General features: G+C 63.7%; 15 protein-coding genes. 10 read left to right on the forward strand and 5 right to left on the reverse strand.

Annotation, left to right across the window (positions count from 1 at the left end; all coding sequences use genetic code 11):
- Positions 1 to 171: 171 nt before the first annotated feature.
- Entirely contained in the window at positions 172 to 804 is a 633-nt protein-coding gene (locus D1012_RS17005; protein ID WP_147335725.1) for a PAS domain-containing protein, read from the forward strand.
- 61 nt (positions 805 to 865) lie between these two features.
- Here D1012_RS17005 and D1012_RS17010 read toward each other — a convergent pair whose 3' ends face one another.
- Positions 866 to 2,236 (reverse strand): class II 3-deoxy-7-phosphoheptulonate synthase, encoded by a 1,371-nt coding sequence (locus tag D1012_RS17010; protein ID WP_118155086.1) that lies wholly within the window; start codon positions 2,234 to 2,236, stop codon positions 866 to 868.
- Between the two features lie 157 nt (positions 2,237 to 2,393).
- On the opposite strand from D1012_RS17010, the gene D1012_RS17015 reads away from it, so the two are divergent.
- Positions 2,394 to 3,410: a GlxA family transcriptional regulator gene (locus D1012_RS17015; protein WP_118155089.1), complete on the forward strand. Its 1,017-nt coding sequence runs from the start codon at positions 2,394 to 2,396 to the stop codon at positions 3,408 to 3,410.
- 115 nt (positions 3,411 to 3,525) lie between these two features.
- Here the strand turns inward: D1012_RS17015 and D1012_RS17020 are convergent, their stop codons facing one another.
- Entirely contained in the window at positions 3,526 to 4,668 is a 1,143-nt protein-coding gene (locus tag D1012_RS17020) for a PQQ-dependent sugar dehydrogenase (protein ID WP_233517159.1), read from the reverse strand.
- Positions 4,669 to 4,889: 221 nt separating this feature from the next.
- Here D1012_RS17020 and D1012_RS17025 point away from each other — a divergent pair, with 221 nt between their 5' ends.
- The 5 genes from D1012_RS17025 (at position 4,890) to D1012_RS17045 (ending at position 10,140) form a co-directional block, all read left to right on the forward strand.
- Positions 4,890 to 6,071 (forward strand): ABC transporter substrate-binding protein, encoded by a 1,182-nt coding sequence (locus D1012_RS17025; protein ID WP_118155092.1) that lies wholly within the window; start codon positions 4,890 to 4,892, stop codon positions 6,069 to 6,071.
- A 114-nt stretch (positions 6,072 to 6,185) separates the two neighbouring features.
- Complete coding sequence (locus D1012_RS17030) at positions 6,186 to 6,974, forward strand: ABC transporter ATP-binding protein (protein WP_118155095.1); 789 nt, start codon at positions 6,186 to 6,188, stop codon at positions 6,972 to 6,974.
- A 101-nt stretch (positions 6,975 to 7,075) separates the two neighbouring features.
- The gene (locus tag D1012_RS17035; RefSeq protein ID WP_118155098.1) at positions 7,076 to 7,786 is read left to right on the forward strand and encodes an ABC transporter ATP-binding protein; all 711 of its coding nucleotides are present in this window, start codon (positions 7,076 to 7,078) and stop codon (positions 7,784 to 7,786) included.
- A gap of 3 nt (positions 7,787 to 7,789) precedes the next feature.
- Entirely contained in the window at positions 7,790 to 8,800 is a 1,011-nt protein-coding gene (locus D1012_RS17040; RefSeq protein ID WP_118155101.1) for a branched-chain amino acid ABC transporter permease, read from the forward strand.
- A 23-nt stretch (positions 8,801 to 8,823) separates the two neighbouring features.
- On the forward strand, positions 8,824 to 10,140 hold the full coding sequence (locus tag D1012_RS17045; RefSeq protein WP_118155216.1) for a branched-chain amino acid ABC transporter permease: 1,317 nt from the start codon (positions 8,824 to 8,826) through the stop codon (positions 10,138 to 10,140).
- A 110-nt stretch (positions 10,141 to 10,250) separates the two neighbouring features.
- On the opposite strand, the gene D1012_RS17050 is transcribed toward D1012_RS17045, so the two are convergent.
- Positions 10,251 to 10,943, reverse strand: a complete 693-nt coding sequence (locus D1012_RS17050; protein ID WP_118155104.1) for a DUF1353 domain-containing protein — start codon at positions 10,941 to 10,943, stop codon at positions 10,251 to 10,253.
- Positions 10,944 to 11,197: 254 nt separating this feature from the next.
- Between D1012_RS17050 and D1012_RS17055 the strand changes: the two genes are divergently transcribed.
- Positions 11,198 to 11,794 (forward strand): hypothetical protein, encoded by a 597-nt coding sequence (locus tag D1012_RS17055; protein WP_147335726.1) that lies wholly within the window; start codon positions 11,198 to 11,200, stop codon positions 11,792 to 11,794.
- A 93-nt stretch (positions 11,795 to 11,887) separates the two neighbouring features.
- Positions 11,888 to 14,308 (forward strand): GcvT family protein, encoded by a 2,421-nt coding sequence (locus tag D1012_RS17060; RefSeq protein WP_118155110.1) that lies wholly within the window; start codon positions 11,888 to 11,890, stop codon positions 14,306 to 14,308.
- 171 nt (positions 14,309 to 14,479) lie between these two features.
- Here D1012_RS17060 and D1012_RS17065 read toward each other — a convergent pair whose 3' ends face one another.
- On the reverse strand, positions 14,480 to 15,526 hold the full coding sequence (locus tag D1012_RS17065) for a DUF2332 domain-containing protein (RefSeq protein ID WP_118155219.1): 1,047 nt from the start codon (positions 15,524 to 15,526) through the stop codon (positions 14,480 to 14,482).
- Between the two features lie 220 nt (positions 15,527 to 15,746).
- Between D1012_RS17065 and D1012_RS17070 the strand changes: the two genes are divergently transcribed.
- On the forward strand, positions 15,747 to 16,352 hold the full coding sequence (locus tag D1012_RS17070; RefSeq protein WP_267897835.1) for a nucleotidyltransferase family protein: 606 nt from the start codon (positions 15,747 to 15,749) through the stop codon (positions 16,350 to 16,352).
- Here D1012_RS17070 and D1012_RS17075 read toward each other — a convergent pair.
- The gene (locus D1012_RS17075) at positions 16,338 to 18,929 is read right to left on the reverse strand and encodes a Hint domain-containing protein (RefSeq protein WP_118155117.1); all 2,592 of its coding nucleotides are present in this window, start codon (positions 18,927 to 18,929) and stop codon (positions 16,338 to 16,340) included. The two genes, D1012_RS17070 and D1012_RS17075, sit on opposite strands and share 15 nt — an antisense overlap.
- Positions 18,930 to 19,142 lie beyond the last annotated feature (213 nt).

A 19,142-nucleotide genomic window follows, 5' to 3' on the forward strand; every position in this document is an offset into this window, starting at 1 on the left:
CGGACGTGAGTCGGCCCATGAACCCCCTGTCCGCCGCGTGGCGGGCACAGTTCATACCGCATATCACGGCCGGAAAGGCCGCAGCAACCACCAGGTGCCCCGGTCCAAGCCAGACCCAGACCAGATTGAGGCCAGACTGCGGCCCCGACCGATCAATATGGAGTGAACGACATGATATCCGGATGGAACGGTCGCAATTCCGGCGACCCTGATCCTCTCAATTCAGGCATGATCGCCGGGTTGCGCGCCTATTGGGAAGCACTGCGCGAGGGCGATATGCTGCCCCGCCGCGACCGCGTTGATCCGCGCGGCATCGCCGGCGCGCTGGAGCACAGCTTTCTGATCGAGCGGATTGCGCCGGGAATCGCCCGGTTCCGCATCGCAGGAATGGTCTTCAACGATCTGATGTCTATGGATATTCGCGGAATGCCAGTGTCGTGCCTGTTTTTGGGCGATGCCCGCGACCGTCTGCAACTGGATCTGGAGCGGGTGTTCCGCGCGCCCTCGATCCTGACGCTGGATCTGCTGGCCGAACGCAGCTTGGGCCGGTCACCGCTGCGCGGACGGATGCAGATCCTGCCGATGCTTAACGCCCAGGGCGAAAGCAGCCTCGCCATCGGCTGTCTGGAGCTGGACGGCCCCACCGGCAACGCCCCGCGCCGGTTTTCGATCACCAGCACAAGGTTGGACCCGTTGCAAACCGCGACCGTCAGCGCCCCTGTCCCGCCCCACCCCGGACCCGCGCTGCTACGCCCGCCGCGTGCCAAACCCGGTGTGCCCTATCTGTGGCTGGTCAAATCCTGATGCAAGAACGGCGGCGCAGACCGCACCGCCGTTTTTGAGTTTTCGCAGAAAATTCGTGCCCTTACAGCGCGATCCTCTGGCCGGTATCGCGAAACGCCAGCAGCTCTTCGGCGACCAGAAACGCCAGTTCCAGCGATTGGCTGGCATTCAGGCGCGGGTCGCAGGCGGTGTGGTAGCGGTCCGACAGATCCTCATCCGTCACCGCGCGCAAGCCCCCGGTGCATTCGGTCACGTCCTTGCCGGTCATCTCGAAATGCACGCCGCCGGGGATCGTGCCCTCGGATTTGTGCACCGCAAAGAACTCACGCACTTCCGACAGCACCGCGTTGAACGGCCGGGTCTTATAGCCCGACGGCGATTTGACCGTGTTGCCGTGCATCGGGTCGCAGGACCAGACCACCGCTGCGCCCTCTTCCTTCACCGCCTTGATCAGGCGGGGCAGATGCTCGGCCACCTTGCCCGCGCCAAAGCGCGCGATCAGGGTCAGACGGCCCGCCTCGTTCTGCGGGTTCAGCTTTGCCATCAGCACCTTAAGGTCTTCTGCCGTGGTGGTCGGCCCGCATTTCAGCCCGATCGGATTCAGCACGCCGCGGCAGAACTCCACATGTGCGCCATCCGGCTGCCGGGTGCGGTCGCCGATCCAGATCATGTGACCCGACCCTGCCACGTTCTGCCCCGAAATGCTGTCAACCCGGCACAAAGCCTCTTCATATTCCAGCAGCAGCGCTTCGTGACTGGTGTAGAAGTCCACCGTGGTCAGCATATGCGCGGTGTCAGAGTTCACCCCCGCCGCATTCATGAAATCCAGCGCATCCGAGATCCGGTTTGACAGCTCGCGGTAGCGTTCGGCCTTGTCATGTTCGGCAAAGCCCAGAGTCCAGCTGTGGACCCGGTGAATATCGGCAAAACCACCCGTGGAAAACGCGCGCAAAAGGTTCAGGCTGGCCGCCGCCTGGGTATAGGCCTGCAGCATCCGGGACGGATCGGGCTGGCGCGCTTCGGGCGTCGCGTCAAAGCCGTTGATGATATCGCCGCGGTAGCTGGGGTATTCCACGCCGCCGATCATTTCGGTGGGCGCCGAACGTGGCTTGGCAAACTGCCCCGCCATCCGGCCAACCTTGATCACCGGCACTTTCGCGCCATAGGTCAGCACGATGGCCATCTGCAGCATCACGCGAAAGGTGTCGCGAATGTTGTCGGCGCTGAATTCGGCGAAGCTTTCGGCACAATCGCCGCCCTGCAGCAAAAACGCCTTGCCTTCGGAGGCCAGAGCCAGCTGCTTTTTCAGCCGCCGCGCTTCGCCCGCAAAAACCAGCGGCGGATACTTTGCCAGCTGCGCTTCAACAGCGTTCAGCGCGGCGCTATCCATATAATCAGGCATCTGCACCCGCGGTTTCGCGCGCCAGTCCGATTTCTGCCAGCCTTTGGTCATGGCCTTCTCCCTCCCACTCCGGGGTCGTTAGCGGTATCGGCCCGGTGTATACGGTCTGGACCGCCGCTTGCAAAGGCCCAAACGCCCAAACTGCCCCCTTGCGAAAGGCCGGATTTCCTGTCTCATGCGCACATATCCGACATGAACAGGTCGCAAGATGTCCACGCCTCCCGCCCGCGCCCAGAAAACCGATGCGACCCCGACCACAAGGCGTTTTGTCTTTGTGCTGCTGGACCGCTTTACGATGATGTCATTTTCCTGCGCGATCGAGCCGTTACGGCTGGCCAATTACGTGGCGGGCAAGCCGCTTTACAGCTGGATTCTGGCGGGTGAGGGCGGGGTGCAGGCCACCTGTTCCAACGGGGCCACGTTCAAGCTCGACATCGGGCTGGAGGATGTGGACCGTGACGACACCATCCTCGTTTGCGGCGGCATCGACATTCAGCGCGCCACGACAAAGCCGGTGCTGAACTGGCTGCGGCGCGAGGCGCGGCGCGGCAATGTCATCGGCGGCATGTGTACCGGAGCCTATGCACTGGCCAAGGCGGGTCTGCTGGATGGCAAACGGGCGACGATCCACTGGGAAAATCAGGACGGATTTCTGGAGGAATTCGAACAGGTCCGCCTGACCAAATCGGTGTTCGTGATGGATGGCAACCGGCTGACCACGGCGGGCGGCATCTCGTCGATTGATCTGGTGCTCAAACTGATCGCTGCCGATCACGGGCAGGATCTGGCCAATACCGTGGCCGACCTGTTGATCTATTCGACCATCCGCACCGATCAGGACACGCAGCGCCTGTCGATCCCGACCCGGATCGGCGTGCGCCACCCCAAATTGTCTCAGGTCATCCAGATGATGGAGGGCAATATCGAAGATCCGCTGTCGCCCGCCGATCTGGCCGATCAGGTCGATATGTCAACCCGCCAGCTGGAGCGTCTGTTCCGCCGCTACCTGAACCGCAGCCCCAAGCGTTATTACATGGAGCTTCGCTTAGGCAAGGCGCGCAACCTGTTGATGCAGACCGATATGAGCGTGATCAACGTGGCACTGGCCTGCGGCTTTGCCAGCCCGTCACATTTCTCCAAATGCTATCGCAGCCATTACAACACCACCCCCTACCGTGAGCGCGGCTCGCAGGGGCCGACACCCCCGACCCGCCTGTCGATCTGACCTGTCGATCTGACAGGCTTGCCGGATCAAGGGCTAAGCAATGGAATGGTGGCACTGCCACCATCCCCTCCCGCAAAGCGCAGGATTTTCCGGTCACCGGACACTTTAGTGAATCTCAGCCTGCCTCTGCCGGGGCCAACCGGTAGATTGCCCCTTCAATCACTGACACAAACCAGATCGACCCGTCTGGAGCCTCGCGCACATCGCGCACCCGCGCCGTTTCCGCCGCCTCGATGCGTTCTTCGGCAAAGCCGGTCTCGGCGGGGGTGTCGGGGTCCAGCCGCGACAGGAAGCTGGTGTTCAGCGAGCCGGTAAAGATATCGCCGGCCCAATCCGGCACCAGAGCGCCCGAATAAATGATCATCCCCGACGGCGCGATCGACGGGTCCCAATAGTGCAGCGGCTGCTCCATGCCGTCCTGCGCCTGCCCCTCACCGATGCTGTTACCGTTGTAATTCACGCCGTAGCTGATCACCGGCCAGCCATAATTCTTACCCGCCTCCACCCGGTTGAGCTCATCACCGCCCTGCGCGCCATGCTCGACCAGCCAGAGCGCGCCATCCGTACCCAGGGCAGCGCCTTGGGCATTGCGGTGACCGATGGAGTAGACGCCCCGCCGCCAGCCTTCGATGGTCGTCGCCGTCGCCCCGTCGCGGGTCAGGTGTATCACGCTGCCCTCGACCGTTTCGGGGTCTTGCGCCTGCATCCCGTCCGGCCCGGTGCCCCGGTCGCCGGTGGTGATGAATACCGATCCATCCTCGGCCTCGACCATCCGGCTGCCAAAATGCCGGCCGCCCGAGTGGCCTTCGCCGACAAACAGCATGTCGAACCCCTCCAGCGTGGTGCCATCGTCAGACAGCCGGCCCTTGCCGACCGCCGTGGCGGCCCCGCCATCCACCGCAGCGGCATAGGTCAGCCAGACCTCGCGGCTCTGCTCGAAATCACGCGGGATCATCACATCCAGCAAACCGCCCTGCCCTTGGGCGTAAACCTCTGGCACGCCGTCGATTTCCGCAGACTCGCCCTCGCGCAGCAGCAACAGCCGCCCCGCACGTTCGGTCACGATCACCGCGCCATCCGGCAAGAATCCGACCGCCCAAGGTTCATCGAGCCCGGTCGCGATGGGGCTGATCTGCATCGGCCCGGCAGAGGTGTCCACCTTGGTCTGAGCCTGCGCCAGCCCCGTCATCAGGGCGAAGACAGCAGCAGAGGCCGCAGGAATCGGAACGCGGCGGACGGTCAGACGGAAACGGGTCATGAAATCTCCTGTATTGGCTATACGTTATCAACGTTGGGGTTTTATCTGGGGTTCCAGCGAACCCACGCAACCGTGAGATGTTGTGACCACCGGCCCGGGCATCAGCAGCCCGGTTGACGGCACGTCACCCGCGATAATTCCCCGCGACAAGGCGCTTTTCTTTTGTGAAACGGCCCTCTAACCTCTCGCACAGGATAACAGTCCGACATGGGAGACTTTTAATGAAAAAACTGCTTCTTGCCACCGCCGCCACCGCGCTGTTTGCCGGGGCCTCTTCGGCTGAAGATGTCAAGATGGGCATCATTCTGGGCTTCACCGGCCCGCTGGAATCGATCACCCCGAACATGGCCACCGGGGCCGAACTGGCGATCACCGAAGTCAACGAGTCGGGTAAATTCACCCTTGGCACCGTGGTTCCGGTCCGCGCCGACTCCACCTGTATCGACGCCGCTGCCGCCACCGCCGCCGCCGACCGCCTGATCACCGCCGAAGGCATCAAGGCCATCATGGGCGCCGATTGCTCGGGTGTGACCGGCGCGATCCTGCAAAACGCCGCGCGCACCAATGGCGTGGCGATGATCTCGCCCTCGGCCACCTCGCCGGCACTGTCGACCGCCGAGGATGACGGGCTGTTCTTCCGCACCGCCCCGTCTGATGCGCGTCAGGGCGTGGTGATGACCGAAATCCTGATGGACAAGGGCATCAAGACCGTCGCTCTGACCTATACCAACAACGACTACGGTAAGGGTCTGGCCGACAGCTTTGCCGAAGCCTTCACCGCAGCGGGCGGCACCGTGACCATCAACGCCCCGCATGAAGATGACAAAGCCGACTATTCGGCCGAAGTCGCGTCCCTGGCCTCGGCTGGTGGCGAAGTGCTGGTGGTGGCGGGCTATACCGACAAGGGCGGCAAGTCGATCATCCAGGCCTCGCTCGATTCGGGCGCGTTTTCCACCTTCGTCCTGCCCGACGGCATGGTTGGCCAAAAGCTGGTCGATGACATCGGCGAAGGCCTGACCGGCTCGTTCGGCCAATACCCCGGCACCGACAGCCAGGGCGCTGAGGTGTTCCAGAGCCTTGCCACCGCCGCTGGCTTCGACGGCACCTCGGCCTTTGCGCCGGAATCCTATGATGCCGCCGCGCTGATCATGCTGGCCATGGCCGCTGCCGGATCGACAGACTCCAAGGATTGGGCTCCCAAAGTGATGGATCTGGCCAACGCCCCCGGCGAGCCGATCCTGCCGGGTGAGCTGGGCAAAGCGCTGGAGCTGATCGCCGCAGGCACCGACATCGACTATGTCGGCGCCACCGCCGTCGAGCTGATCGGACCGGGCGAAAGCGCCGGTAACTACCGCGAGATCGAGATCAAGGACGGCAAGATCGAAACCATCCGGTTCCGCTGATCGCGGCTGAAGACCACCAAGCACGGCCCGGAGAAATCCGGGCCGTTGCCATAAGACAAAGCCTCCGCGCCCGGAAAATCCGGACCACGCGACGGAAGGTTCAGGGGAAAATGCATGATCGAGGTTAAAAACCTGTCCCGCCATTTCGGCGGCTTTCGCGCGGTTGACGGCGCGTCGCTGTCGATTGCGTCGGGCTCTGTCACCGGGCTGATCGGCCCCAATGGCGCGGGCAAGACCACGCTGTTCAATGTGGTGGCCGGGCGGTTGAAGCCCACCAGCGGCACGGTCCAGATGGCGGGCGAGGATATCACCGGCCTGCCGCCGCATGAGCTGTTTCACAAGGGCCTGTTGCGCACCTTTCAGATCGCGCATGAATTCGGCTCGATGTCCTGTGTCGAGAACCTGATGATGGTGCCCGGCGCGCAACAGGGCGAAGTGCTGTGGAACGCATGGTTCCGCCGCGGTGCCGTGCGCGCCGAAGAAGAGCGGCTGCGCGTCAAGGCGCAGGACGTGCTGAAATTCCTGACCATCGACCATCTGGCCGATCAAAAGGCCAGCCAGATTTCGGGCGGGCAGAAAAAGCTGCTGGAACTGGGGCGCACGATGATGGTCGACGCCAAGATCGTGTTTCTGGACGAGGTCGGCGCCGGGGTGAACCGCACCCTGCTGAACACCATCGGCGACGCGATTTTGCGGCTGAATGCCGAGCGCGGCTATACCTTTTGTGTGATCGAACATGACATGGATTTCATCGGGCGGCTGTGCAACCCGGTGATCTGCATGGCCGAGGGCAAGGTGCTGGCGCAGGGCACGGTGGACGAGGTCAAGAACGATGAGCGGGTGATCGAGGCCTATCTGGGCACCGGATTGAAGAACAAGATCAAGGAGGCCGCCCATGGCTGACCAGACACGCCTGATGTTCTGCGAAAATCAGGTAAATCACCAATTTTCTGCGAAAATTGCAAAAGTGAATTTTCGCAGAAAATTCGTGGGAGTCGTGCACCATGGCTGAGCCCTTTCTGATCGGCGAGGCGATGACCGGCGGCTACGGCGGCGCGGATATTCTGCACGGCTGCACCATCGCGGTAGAACCGGGCGAAATCGCCGTCATCGTCGGCCCCAATGGCGCGGGCAAATCCACCGCCATGAAGGCTGTCTTCGGCATGTTGTCCTTGCGCGCGGGCGCGGTGCGCCTCAAGGGCGAGGACATCACCGCCCTGACCCCGCAGGCGCGGGTCGCCAAGGGCATGGCCTTTGTGCCGCAGACCAGCAACATCTTTACCACGATGACCGTCGAGGAAAATCTGGAGATGGGCGCGTTCCTGCGCCGCGACGACATCCGGGGCACGATGGATCAGGTCTATACCCTGTTCCCGATCCTCAAGGAAAAGCGCAATCAGGCGGCAGGCGAATTGTCGGGCGGTCAACGCCAGCAGGTCGCGGTGGGCCGAGCCCTGATGACGCAGCCTTCGGTGCTCATGCTCGACGAGCCGACCGCAGGCGTCAGCCCGATCGTGATGGACGAGTTGTTTGACCGCATCATCGAAGTGGCGCGCTCCGGCATCTCGATCCTGATGGTGGAACAGAACGCCCGCCAGGCGCTGGAGATCGCCGACAAGGGCTATGTTCTGGTGCAGGGCGGCAACCGCTTTACCGGCACCGGACAGGCCTTGCTGGCCGACCCCGATGTGCGCAAATCATTCCTGGGGGGCTGAGCCATGGATATCCTCAACGCCCTTGTGGCATTCCTCAATTTCGTCTTCATCCCCGGTCTGGCTTACGGTGCGCAACTCGCGCTGGGTGCCTTGGGGGCCACGCTGATCTATTCCATCCTGCGGTTTTCCAACTTTGCCCATGGTGACACCATGGCCATCGGCACGGTGTTTGTGATCCTGCTGACCTGGGGCCTGCAGTCGATGGGCATCAGCTTTGGCCCGCTGCCCACCGCCCTGCTGGCGCTGCCGGTCGGCATCGCGCTGACGGCAGTGCTGCTGCTGGCCACCGACCGCGTGGTTTACCGCTATTACCGCCGGGTCAAAGCCGCGCCGGTGATCCTCGTCATGGCCTCTCTGGGCGTCATGTTCATCCTGAACGGTGTCACCCGCTTCATCATCGGCACCAGCGACATCAGCTTTACCGATGGCGAGCGCTTCATCCTGACCGCAGGCGATTTCCGCAGCTGGTCCGGTCTGGCCGAGGGGCTGGCGATCCGCACCACCCAAGGGGTCACCGTCGTCATCGCGATGATCGCCGTGGCCCTGCTGTTCTGGTTCCTGCAAAAGACCCGTACAGGCAAGTCGATGCGGGCGTTTTCAGACAATGAGGATCTGGCGCTGCTGTCAGGTATCAACCCTGACAAAGTGGTGGCTGTGACATGGATCGTCGCCGCTGCCCTCGCCACCACCGCAGGCACGCTTTACGGACTGGACAAGGGCTTCAGCCCCTTCACCTATTTCCAGCTGTTGCTACCGATCTTTGCTGCCGCCATCGTCGGCGGTCTGGGCAGCCCGATCGGGGCGATTGCCGGGGGCTTTGTCATCGCCTTTTCCGAGGTGATGGTGACCTACGCCTGGAAAAAGGTGGTCACCTATCTGGTGCCCGAGGCGATGGCCCCCAGCGGCCTCGTGCAGCTGATGTCCACCGACTATAAATTCGCTGTCAGCTTTGTGATCCTGATCATCGTGTTGCTGGTGATGCCCACCGGCCTGTTCAAAGGAAAATCGGTATGAGCGGCGCACAAGGCACATCGCAGATGACCGCACAGGCCGCCGCAGGGCCCGGTCGCGGCCTGCTCCTCGCGGCGCTGGTGGCGGCGCTGTTCTTCGCCACCGGCATGTTGCAAAGCTGGACGCTGGCGCTCTTGATCGTCAACATGGCGCTGGTCTCGTCGATCATGGCGCTGGGGGTCAATATCCAATGGGGCTATGCCGGGCTGTTCTCGGTCGGCACCATGGGCTTTGTCGCGCTTGGCGGGCTGTCGGTGGTGCTGGTCTCGTCCTCCCCGGCCCCCGGTGGCTGGGCCGCTGGCGGCCCCGGCATCGTGCTTGGCCTGCTGATGGGGGCGGCCACCATTGCCGCCGCCGTGATGGCCGCCGCAAAACTGCCAAAGGGCCGCACCCGCACCCTTGGCGTGGCCGTGATCCTGATCGTCGGCTTCTTCATCTTCCGCGCCATCTTTGACCCCGCCGTACAGGCGGTGGAGGCGAACAATCCCGCCGCCCATGGCAACCTTGGCGGGCTGGGCCTGCCGGTGCTGATGGCCTGGCCGGTGGGCGGCCTCTTGGCCGCCGCCGTCGCCTGGGCCATCGGCAAGACCGCCCTTGGCCTGCGCTCGGACTATCTGGCCATCGCCACGCTGGGCATCGCCGAGATCATCCTCGCCGTGCTGAAAAACGAAGACTGGCTTGGGCGTGGCGTCAAGAACGTGATCTCCCTGCCCCGCCCGGTGCCCTATGAGGTCGACCTGCAGCGCAGCCAGGCCTTCCTTGATTGGGCCAGCAGCTGGGGCTTCGACCCGATCACCGCCTCGTCCATCGTGGTGCGGCTGATGTACACCGGCCTGTTCGCCGCGGTACTGCTGGCGCTGATCTGGCTGTCACAGGCCGCGCTCCACAGCCCCTGGGGCCGGATGATGCGCGCCATCCGCGACAACGAGGTGTCTGCCGAAGCGATGGGCAAGGACGTGACCCGCCGCCACCTGCAGGTCTTTATCCTCGGCAGCGCCGTCATCGGCATCGCGGGCGCAATGATGACCACGCTCGATGGCCAGCTCACCCCCGGCTCCTACTCGCCGTTGCGCTTTACCTTCCTGATCTGGGTGATGGTGATCGTGGGTGGGTCGGGCAACAACTGGGGCTCGGTGCTGGGCGGCTTCCTGATCTGGTGGCTCTGGGTGATGGTGGAACCCATCGGCAACGGGTTGATGACCGTGCTGACCTCCGGCATGTCCGACGGCTGGCTGAAAGCCCACCTGATCAACTCCGCCGCCCATATGCGGCTGTTGACGATGGGGGTGATCCTGCTGCTGGTGCTGAGGTTCGCGCCGAAGGGGTTGTTGCCGGAAAGGTGACAGTTACTCTGAGGGATACAAAGGGGCAGGCGCGGTCAAACCGGCCTGCCCCTTTCACATTTAAGAACTCCAACAGACGTTCCGGCACCCGGCGAAGCCGTGGGACCGAATTATTCCGTGGCCAATGCCCCGAATTCGATATTTGATCGGATGATCCCACTCGGGTTATGCAGATAAATATCCCCCGGACGTTCGGCGCGGGCCATGTCTTCCACAGCCTCCATCCCGACAACACGGCCTGCTTCGATCTCTGCCATCATGCGGGCGAAGGACTCGGTGTATTCCGTTGTGCCGAATGTCGGTCCGGACTGCTCAAGCTCCAGTACAACAGCCTGTTGAACGCAATACATCGTATTCGGACACGGTTTGCCTTTCATACGCGTAATCCACTTGCCCGAGCCGATCAAAACGCCCGCATAGAGCACCGAAGCCCGATCCACCGGCACGCCGGATTCAACAAGTGCCTCGTAAAACATACGCTGCGTTTCAAACCAGCCCCGGACCGGGCGCCCGGATTTGGAATAATGATCGTGCAGCACCGATGCCGGCACATATTCAGGGGTAAAGGGAACTCCGACAAAGCGCTGCGCCCATCGTGGGATAGACGCGCCATCGGTCACATTGCCCTTTGCTGCCTCCCACCCGACATTGCGACTATCATAAAAGCCAAACCCCTCGCTCAATGTGCAGGTGCCGGACTTCTCGCAGCCTGTCGGCTCAAGTACAAGCTTTCCGACAAATTGCGCGGCAACAGGGCTGGCAACGAACGAAAAAAGGATGGTTACGAGTGCTTTCAAACGCATCTGTTTCCTCCACAATGTTCAGGCATCTTGACCTGAATGATTAAAATACAAATCCGCCACGTTCTTATGCCACGACAGGCTGATTGATTTTTGGCATTTGGTCAACTTTACACCCAAAACTCTCGCTGGCAGAGATGCGAAAGCGGCCTCTGTACCACCCCCTGTTCCCATCCCTCGCCCCCCGCGCTATACCCGCCCCCTTGGGCAGCACCGTGCTGCACAGCAGCACTTGCGCTGCGGAAAGGGTGATCATCATGCTGTGGGATATCAGAACGCTCATGCGGCCTGCGCTGTCGGTCATTGACCTGATCCCCAACATCCACCGCACCCCGGCGCTTGCCAGCTTGCGCCGGGCGGTGCTGGAGGGGCGGCCTGCCACCCTGCGGCTGTCGGACGAAGACCGCGAATTTGCCTTTCATGATGCCCATGTGCAGCTGACCTCGCCCATCGGGGCGCGGGTGCTGCGCATTCTGTATGACACCGGCAATCTGAAACTGAAAAAGCCGCCCGCGAAATCGCTGCCCGCGCTGGAGGCCTATATCGCGTCTGAGCCCGCCTTCCGCGCCGAAGTGGCGCGGATCATCGCCGCCGATGATGCAAAGCGCACCCGACAGGCCGCCATCATCGCCGACCCCGGCATCGCCCGGCCCGAAGACCTCAGCCCCGACCTGATCGACAAGGTGATCTCGGCCCGTCTGGGCCATACCGCCACCGGATCGCTGGAGATTGCGGGCATCCTGTGCCACCGCAGCCTTGTCACCGCCGACGAAAACGGGCGCACCCGTGCAGAGTCCACCCTTGCCTGCTGGTGGACCGACAGCACCGGCCAGCATCACGGCGACCCGGTCTAAGACCACCCATCCGCGACATTTCCTGTCGCGCCCTGACATGCCCCCCGCGCCCCGCCCCGCCACTCTGACAGGCAAAGGCAACGGAGTGCTGCAATGAAAACCCATACCCGCGTCGTCGTGATCGGCGGCGGTGTCGTCGGCTGTTCGGTTCTGTATCACCTGACCAAACTCGGCTGGTCCGATGTCACCCTGATCGAGCGGTCAGAGCTGACCTCCGGCTCCACCTGGCACGCGGCGGGCGGGTTCCACACGCTCAACGGCGACACCAACATGGCCGCGCTGCAGGGCTATACCATCCGGCTCTACAAGGAACTGGAGCAGATCACCGGCATGTCCTGCGGCTTGCACCACGTCGGCGGCATCACACTGGCCGACAACGAGGCCCGGTTCGAGCAGCTCAAAGCCGAACGCGCCAAGCACCGCTATATGGGCCTCGACACCGAAATACTGGGGCCCGAGGAAATCCACAAGCTGACCGACGGCATGGTCAATCTCGAAGGCATCCTCGGCGCGCTTTATGATCCGCTGGATGGCCACCTCGACCCCTCCGGCACCACCCACGCCTATGCCAAAGCCGCGCGCATGGGCGGCGCGGAAATCATCCTGCACAACCGCGTGCTGGAGACGAACCCCACCAAAGACGGCTGGGAGGTCGTGACCGAAAAAGGCACCATCACCTGCGAACACCTCGTCAACGCCGGTGGCCTCTGGGCGCGCGAAATCGGGGCGATGGCCGGGGTCTACCTGCCGCTGTTGCCAATGGCACACCAATACCTCGTCACCGACGACATCCCCGAAATCATGGAGATCCTGAAATCAGGCCGCGAATTCCCGCATGTGATGGACCCCGGCGGCGAATCCTATCTGCGGCAAGAGGGGCGCGGCCTCTGCATCGGGTTCTATGAGAAACCGTGTGAACCATGGGCGGTCGACGGCACCCCGTGGACCTTCGGCCACGAACTGCTGAACGAGCAATTCGACAAGATCGAGGACTCGGTCAATTTCGCCTACCGCCGCTTCCCCGTGCTCGAACGCTCCGGCGTCAAACGGGTGATCCACGGCCCCTTCACCTTTGCCCCCGACGGCAACCCGCTGATCGGCCCTGTCCAAGGCCTGCGCAACTACTGGTCCGCCTGCGCCGTCATGGCAGGCTTATCCCAAGGCGGCGGCATGGGCCTAGCCCTCGCCCAATGGATGATCGAGGGCGAGGTCGAACGCGACCCACGCGGCTTTGACGTCTCGCGCTTTGGCACCTGGACCAGCCCCGGCTACACCGTGCCAAAGGTGATCGAAAACTACCAGATGCGGTTCAACGTCTCCTACCCGAACGAGGAACGCCCTGCCGCCCGCCCCTTCCGCACCACCCCGATGTACGAAGTATTCGACAAAATGAACGCGGTCTGGGGCCAGCAATACGGGCTGGAGGTGGTCAATTACCACGCCCTGCCCGGCGAGCCCCGGCATGAAACCCCCAGCTTCAAACGCTCCAACGCGTGGGAGGCGACCCGTCAGGAGGTCATGGCCGTCCGCGACGGCGCCGGCATCAACGAGCTGCAGAACTTCGGCAAATACCGCGTCACCGGCCCCAATGCCCGCGACTGGCTTGACCGGATCATGGCCGGCCGTATCCCGCAACCGGGCCGCCTGTCGCTGACGCCGATGCTCGCCCCGTCGGGCAAGATCATCGGCGATTTCACCGTGTCCTGCATTGGCCCCGAAAACTTCCGCCTCACCGCCAGCTATGGCGCGCAAGGCTGGCACATGCGCTGGTTTGATCAGCACGCCGAACCGGGCGTCCGGGTCGAAAACGTCTCCGACCTCAAATCCGGCTTCCAGATCGCGGGGCCAAAGGCGCGCGATCTGCTCGCCCGCGTCACCCGCGCCGATGTCTCCCCCGAGGCGTTCAAATTCATGGATGTCAAACGCCTGACCATCGGCATGGCCAATTGTCTGGTGCAGCGGGTCAGCTACACCGGCGATCTGGGCTACGAGATCTTCACCGATCAGATGTCGGTCCGCCACCTCTGGGATATCCTGACCGAGCACGGGGCAGACCTCAACCTGCGCCCCTTTGGCATGCGCGCGATGATGAGCTTGCGCCTCGACAAATGGTTCGGCAGCTGGGGCCGCGAGTTCAGCCCCGACTACACCCCGGCGGAAACCGGCCTCGACCGCTTCATCGCGTGGAACAAGCCCGCCGACTGGATCGGCAAAGCTGCCGCCACGGCGGAAAAGGCAACCGGCCCGAAACGCCGCCTCACCCAGTTCATCGTCGACGCCACCGACGCCGATGTGGTGGCGTGGGAGCCGATCTGGCTGAACGGCTCTGTGCAGGGCTACTGCACCTCCGGCGGCTATAGCCACACCACCGGCCAGTCGGTCGCGATGGGCTTTCTGCCCGAGGGCAGTATCACCGATGGCCTGCCGGTCGAGATCGAAATCCTCGGCCACCGCCGCCCCGCCCGCGTGACCCTCGCGCCGCTCTGGGATGATGGCGGCCGCATGCGCGGCTGACCCGGCCTCTGAACCATACTCTTTTCAGGCAAAGGGACACCCTCCCCTTTGCCCCCAAGCCCCGTCAGGGCGCAGCGCGCAAAGCCGTGCCGGGACGCCCAGCCATACCCCTCATTTTCTGTCGAAAAATATCCTCGGGGGGTCCGGGGGGGCGAGGCCCCCCGGTCGGCATCAGCCGCCGATGCCACGCCAGTCGACCCATTGCCCGTGAAACCCGGCGCGCCCCAGCTCAAGCCGCAGATCACCGGGCCAGAGCCGCAGGGTCACCCCGGCACCCTCACCCGCCGCATCCGCCTCCATTGCCAGCCAGGCCAAGGGCGCGTCAGCCGATGCCCGCGCCCCTGCCGCCGCCATCGCCGCCTCAATCCGCGCCTGCACGCTTTGCGGGAAATATTGATGCGCGATGGTGTGACAGACCAGATGCAGCTGCCCCGGATGCGGGGTTTGCAACCGCGCCTCCAGCCAGTCTGCCGCGTCACCGGCCTCGACCACGCCCGCCTCTGCAATCGCCAGAGCCGCCTGCAGCCGCGCCAGCCGTTCGGTCTGATCAGCCCAGACAAAGGCCAGAAGCCGCGCGCCATCGCGGCCGGGATCCAGCGGGTGCAGATCGACACCGCGCCGCGCCGCGACCTGCAAGGGCACCAACGGCGGAACCGCGCCGCGCCACTCCGGGCGCAGCGTCACGGCACTGCCTGCCGCACCGATCACCCCGCCCGGCACCTCCAGCGCATAGCGGTCAAACCACAGGTTCAGCCCGGCACTCGCCCCCAGTTCCGACAGCCGCAACGGCAGGCCAAAGCGGGCCACCACCTCTGCCGCCCCGGCCAGCAGCACGGCAGAGCGCCCGACCTCATTGGTCTGCGGCGCAGTCCGGGTCCAGTCGCACAAAAACGCATCTTCATGCTGCAAAACCCCGGCCAAAGCCTGCTCCAGCATCGCCTCATCGCATAGCCCCGGCGGATAGCAGGCCGCAAGTTCCGGCACCCGCCCCGCCCGCACCAGTGCGTGCAGCCCGCCCGCGATGCGCAGCGGCACCGAGGCGGCGCGCGGGCCCAGATCGCCCGGCCACTCCGCCACCTTTTGCGCAAGGTCCGTGTGCTGCGGCCAGACCTGCCCCAGCGCCTGTAACAGCCGCGCGGTAAAGGGCGACCCAAGCGCTTCGCAGGCACCGGCCTGATCGCGCAAGGCTTTGGCAAACGGATCTGACAGGTCAGACATCACGGCCTCCTCTGGCATCCCACCGCAGGGGTTTTGCAAAAGACTGCATCGGCGCTGAATAAAGGTCAATATATTTGACCCTTTATCTGCTTGTCTTGCAAAGCACCCGCCGTCATGATCGCTGCGTAAAGGTGGCCGAAACCTTTAACAAAGGGTAAAGATGCCTTGGTCAACACTTTGATATAAAACACTCTTCATGCCTGTAACACAGGGGGAACCCGTGGACACGCCCGCCCCCCCGCTTCATATCCTGATCCTCGCCGCAGGCAGCTCGACCCGGATGCGCGGGGCTGACAAGCTGACAGAGACGGTCAAAGGCCAGCCCCTGCTGCGCCAGCTGGCCGGTCGCGCCGTGGCCACCGGCCTGCCTGTCACCGTCGCCCTGCCGCCCGACCGCCCCGCCCGCCACGCGGCGCTGGACGGGCTGACCCTGACCCGGCTGTCCGTGGCCGGGGCAAGCCAAGGCATGGCCACCACCCTGCGCGCCGGTCTGGCCAGCCTGCCGCCACAGGCGGCGGTGGTGCTGCTGCTGGCCGACCTGCCGGAACTGACCACCGCAGACCTGAGCCTGATGGCCCAAAGCTACGCCAGCACCCCCGGCCAGATCCTGCGCGCCACCAACGTCACCGGCCAGCCCGGCCATCCGGTGATCTTTCCCCCATGGGCGCGGGCGGATCTGATGCAGCTGAGCGGTGATGACGGGGCGCGGCAGGTGTTGCAGGCCCATGCCAGCCGCCTGCGCCTGATCGCCCTGCCCGACCATCACGCCACCACCGACCTCGACACGCCCGAAGACTGGGCCAGCTGGCGCTCAGGCCGCGAGTAGGACGCGCGCCTCATGCGCCTTGAGCGTGGCCCGCGCCGCCGGATAAGCTGGCCCGCCCGCGCAAAGTTCGGGGAACAGCGCCAGCACCTCTTCGCGTTGCGCCCGGTCCATCCGGCCCAGCGTGCCGGAGCCCGGCTGAAAGCTCTCGGTCCAGGCGCCTTCGGCCTGCACAATCTCGTGCTGCGGGCACATCAGATGAATATAGCTGACCCCGCGCGGCATCACCTGTGTGATACCGGGGCGACCTACCAGATGCAGGGCGGCAACCAGCACCTCACGCTCACCAAACAGCAACTCGGCCCGCGAGTCCTCGATCAGCATGCGGTGCTGTGGCGAGACCAGCATATCACGCCGCGGCAGCCCGTCGCCAAGCGCGCCCTTTGCGATGCGGACCGGGCGCAACGCCGGGTTGACGACCAGTTCCGCCAACCCCAGATCGCGCCGTCCGGCCCAGCAAACCTCCTGAAAGCCGCTGTCGCGGGTCAGAACCTGATCGCCCGGCTGCAGCTCTTCCACCCGACGCAGCCCGGTCGGGGTGGTCAGCAGCGTGCCGGGGGTAAAGCAGGGCACGATCTTTTCGATGTCGGTAAAGTAAAGCGTGCCCGCAACCGTGCCATCGGGGTTGAGAAACTCGACATAGCCATTCTCGCGGTTGCCAGCCTCGAAGTGGATGTTCGTCGCATCCCGGCCCCAGTTGCGCAGATCCAGCGTGTCAAAGTCATCGCCGCCGTCGCCGCCAAAGATCGTATCGCCGGGACCGCCAAAGAACAGATCGCGGCCACTGTCGCCATAAAGCGCATCGGCCCCGTCACCGCCATACAGCGTGTCGTTGCCGTCACCGCCGTACAGCGTGTCATTGCCAGCACCGCCGTAGATCAGATCGTCGTCGCCCTCACCCCACAGCACGTCATCGCCAGCGTCACCAAAGAGCGTGTCATTGCCGCCGCCCGACCAGATCGTATCATTGCCGTCGCCGCCGTAGATCAGGTTGTCACCCGGCAGCTGGCCGCCGTTGATGTCATCTATGACATCATTGCCAGCCCCGCCATAAACCGTGTCATTGCCCGCGCCGAAGTAGATCGTGTCATTGCCCGCGCCGCCATAGCTGACATCGTCGCCTTCGCCGCTGTCCAGCAGGTCGTTGCCATCGCCGCCAAACAGAGTGTCATTGCCGATGCCGCCGTAAAGCTGATCTGCCCCGGCCCCGCCGTCCAGCGTGTCGTTTCCGGCGTCGCCATGCAGGGTGTCGTTGCCGCTGCCGCCCTGAATGGAATCGTTGCCGTCACCGCCATAGAGCAGATCGTTGTCCGCGGTGCCGACATAAGAGCTGTCCAGCCGCTGCGCGTACAGATTGGTATCTGCCGTGTTCACCGCTGTCAGCGTGACCGAGGTGATCGGCCCGCTGGTCAGCAGCGCCGAGTCGGCGTTGATCTCATACTCCGGGGCCAGATAGACCCGGCCATCGGTCAGCTGAATCACCACAGCGGTAAAGGTGCCGGTGGTGCCATCGGCAAAGGTGACGGTGGCGTCGTAAACCTGGGTGGAGTCCAGATAGGCCGGCACACCGTCGATCAGAAAATGCTCGGTATTTCCGGTATTGTTGTTGTCATTGTCCGACAGGATGCCGTCGCCGTTCAGATCAACTGCGGTTGCCCGCACGATGCTGCCCGACAGCGGCGCAGCCGCGCTGCCATAGGTGGCCAACAGATTTGCGGCGTTCTCCGAGCCGCCGTTGCTCTCGGTCGGGTCAATATCGGCGGCGGTGCCAAAGTAGATCAGATTATAGGTCAGCGCAGGCGCGTTGGTGCCATAAATCGCGCCGCTCTCGCTGCCGCCGATGATGGTGTCATCGCCCGCACCCCCAAACACCGTGTCGTTGCCCGCGCCTGCGTCGATGACGTCAGCCCCTGCGCCGCCCTCGATCAGGTTGGCATCATTGCTGCCGGTGAGGGTGTCGTTGAACCCGGTGCCGGTGATATTTTCAATCGAGTTCAGGCTGTCGGTGCCCGATGAGACCCCGGTAGCCGAGCCGGTATTGAGGTTGACGTTGACCCCTGCGGTTTCAGAGGCATAGGTGACCGTATCCGTGCCGCCGCCACCGCTGAGACTGTCATTACCTGCGCCGCCATCAAGGATGTCGTTGCCAGCCCCGCCATCAAGCGAGTCATCGCCTGCACCGCCCAGCAAGGTATCGGTGCCATCACCACCAAACAGCTGGTCGTTGCCCGCCCCGCCGTCGAGCAGGTCATCGCCCGCCCCGCCCAGCAGAGTGTCTAGCCCGTCACCGCCAAACAGCTGATCGTTGCCGATGCCGCCATCAAGCGAGTCGTTGCCAATGCCACCAAAAAGCGTATCATTGCCTGCACCCCCGAACAGCCGGTCGGCACCGTCTTCGCCATGCAGGATGTCATTGCCATCCTGTCCGTTCAGGGTGTCATTGCCCGTGCCGCCAAAAACCGTGTCATTACCGCCGCCAGCGTTGACCACATCATTGCCGCCATTGGCATTTATGAGGTCACCCGCATCGTTGGTGCCGGTAATCGTATTGTCCTGGTTGTTGCCAGAGATCGTGGCCATGTGGGGGTATCCAAAATCTTTTAGTTAATTTTTGGATACTTTCAGATCGCGGCGCGACTTGGGCAGATGGTGGCCAAAAGGTGTCTGCAAGCGGGTTTGTTTCTGGCAGCGAAACAGTAGCGGATGAAATGCGCTCAGAACGGACAAAGGGGCTCCTTTCGGAGCCCCTTTGCCGTCGAACCGGGATGCGACCGCGGACCCGATCCGCGCTGC

It is taken from the genome of Pseudotabrizicola alkalilacus, from assembly GCF_003443995.1.
GTDB classification, from domain to species: Bacteria; Pseudomonadota; Alphaproteobacteria; order Rhodobacterales; family Rhodobacteraceae; genus Pseudotabrizicola; species Pseudotabrizicola alkalilacus.

Excerpts from the sequence above, each read along its gene's own strand:
- D1012_RS17005 (WP_147335725.1), top strand. The coding sequence starts at position 172 with ATGATATCCGGATGGAACGGTCGCAATTCCGGCGACCCTGATCCTCTC.
- D1012_RS17010 (WP_118155086.1), bottom strand. The coding sequence starts at position 2,236 with ATGACCAAAGGCTGGCAGAAATCGGACTGGCGCGCGAAACCGCGGGTG.
- D1012_RS17015 (WP_118155089.1), top strand. The coding sequence starts at position 2,394 with ATGTCCACGCCTCCCGCCCGCGCCCAGAAAACCGATGCGACCCCGACC.
- D1012_RS17020 (WP_233517159.1), bottom strand. The coding sequence starts at position 4,668 with ATGACCCGTTTCCGTCTGACCGTCCGCCGCGTTCCGATTCCTGCGGCC.
- D1012_RS17025 (WP_118155092.1), top strand. The coding sequence starts at position 4,890 with ATGAAAAAACTGCTTCTTGCCACCGCCGCCACCGCGCTGTTTGCCGGG.
- D1012_RS17030 (WP_118155095.1), top strand. The coding sequence starts at position 6,186 with ATGATCGAGGTTAAAAACCTGTCCCGCCATTTCGGCGGCTTTCGCGCG.
- D1012_RS17035 (WP_118155098.1), top strand. The coding sequence starts at position 7,076 with ATGGCTGAGCCCTTTCTGATCGGCGAGGCGATGACCGGCGGCTACGGC.
- D1012_RS17040 (WP_118155101.1), top strand. The coding sequence starts at position 7,790 with ATGGATATCCTCAACGCCCTTGTGGCATTCCTCAATTTCGTCTTCATC.
- D1012_RS17045 (WP_118155216.1), top strand. The coding sequence starts at position 8,824 with ATGACCGCACAGGCCGCCGCAGGGCCCGGTCGCGGCCTGCTCCTCGCG.
- D1012_RS17050 (WP_118155104.1), bottom strand. The coding sequence starts at position 10,943 with ATGCGTTTGAAAGCACTCGTAACCATCCTTTTTTCGTTCGTTGCCAGC.
- D1012_RS17055 (WP_147335726.1), top strand. The coding sequence starts at position 11,198 with ATGCTGTGGGATATCAGAACGCTCATGCGGCCTGCGCTGTCGGTCATT.
- D1012_RS17060 (WP_118155110.1), top strand. The coding sequence starts at position 11,888 with ATGAAAACCCATACCCGCGTCGTCGTGATCGGCGGCGGTGTCGTCGGC.
- D1012_RS17065 (WP_118155219.1), bottom strand. The coding sequence starts at position 15,526 with ATGTCTGACCTGTCAGATCCGTTTGCCAAAGCCTTGCGCGATCAGGCC.
- D1012_RS17075 (WP_118155117.1), bottom strand. The coding sequence starts at position 18,929 with ATGGCCACGATCTCTGGCAACAACCAGGACAATACGATTACCGGCACC.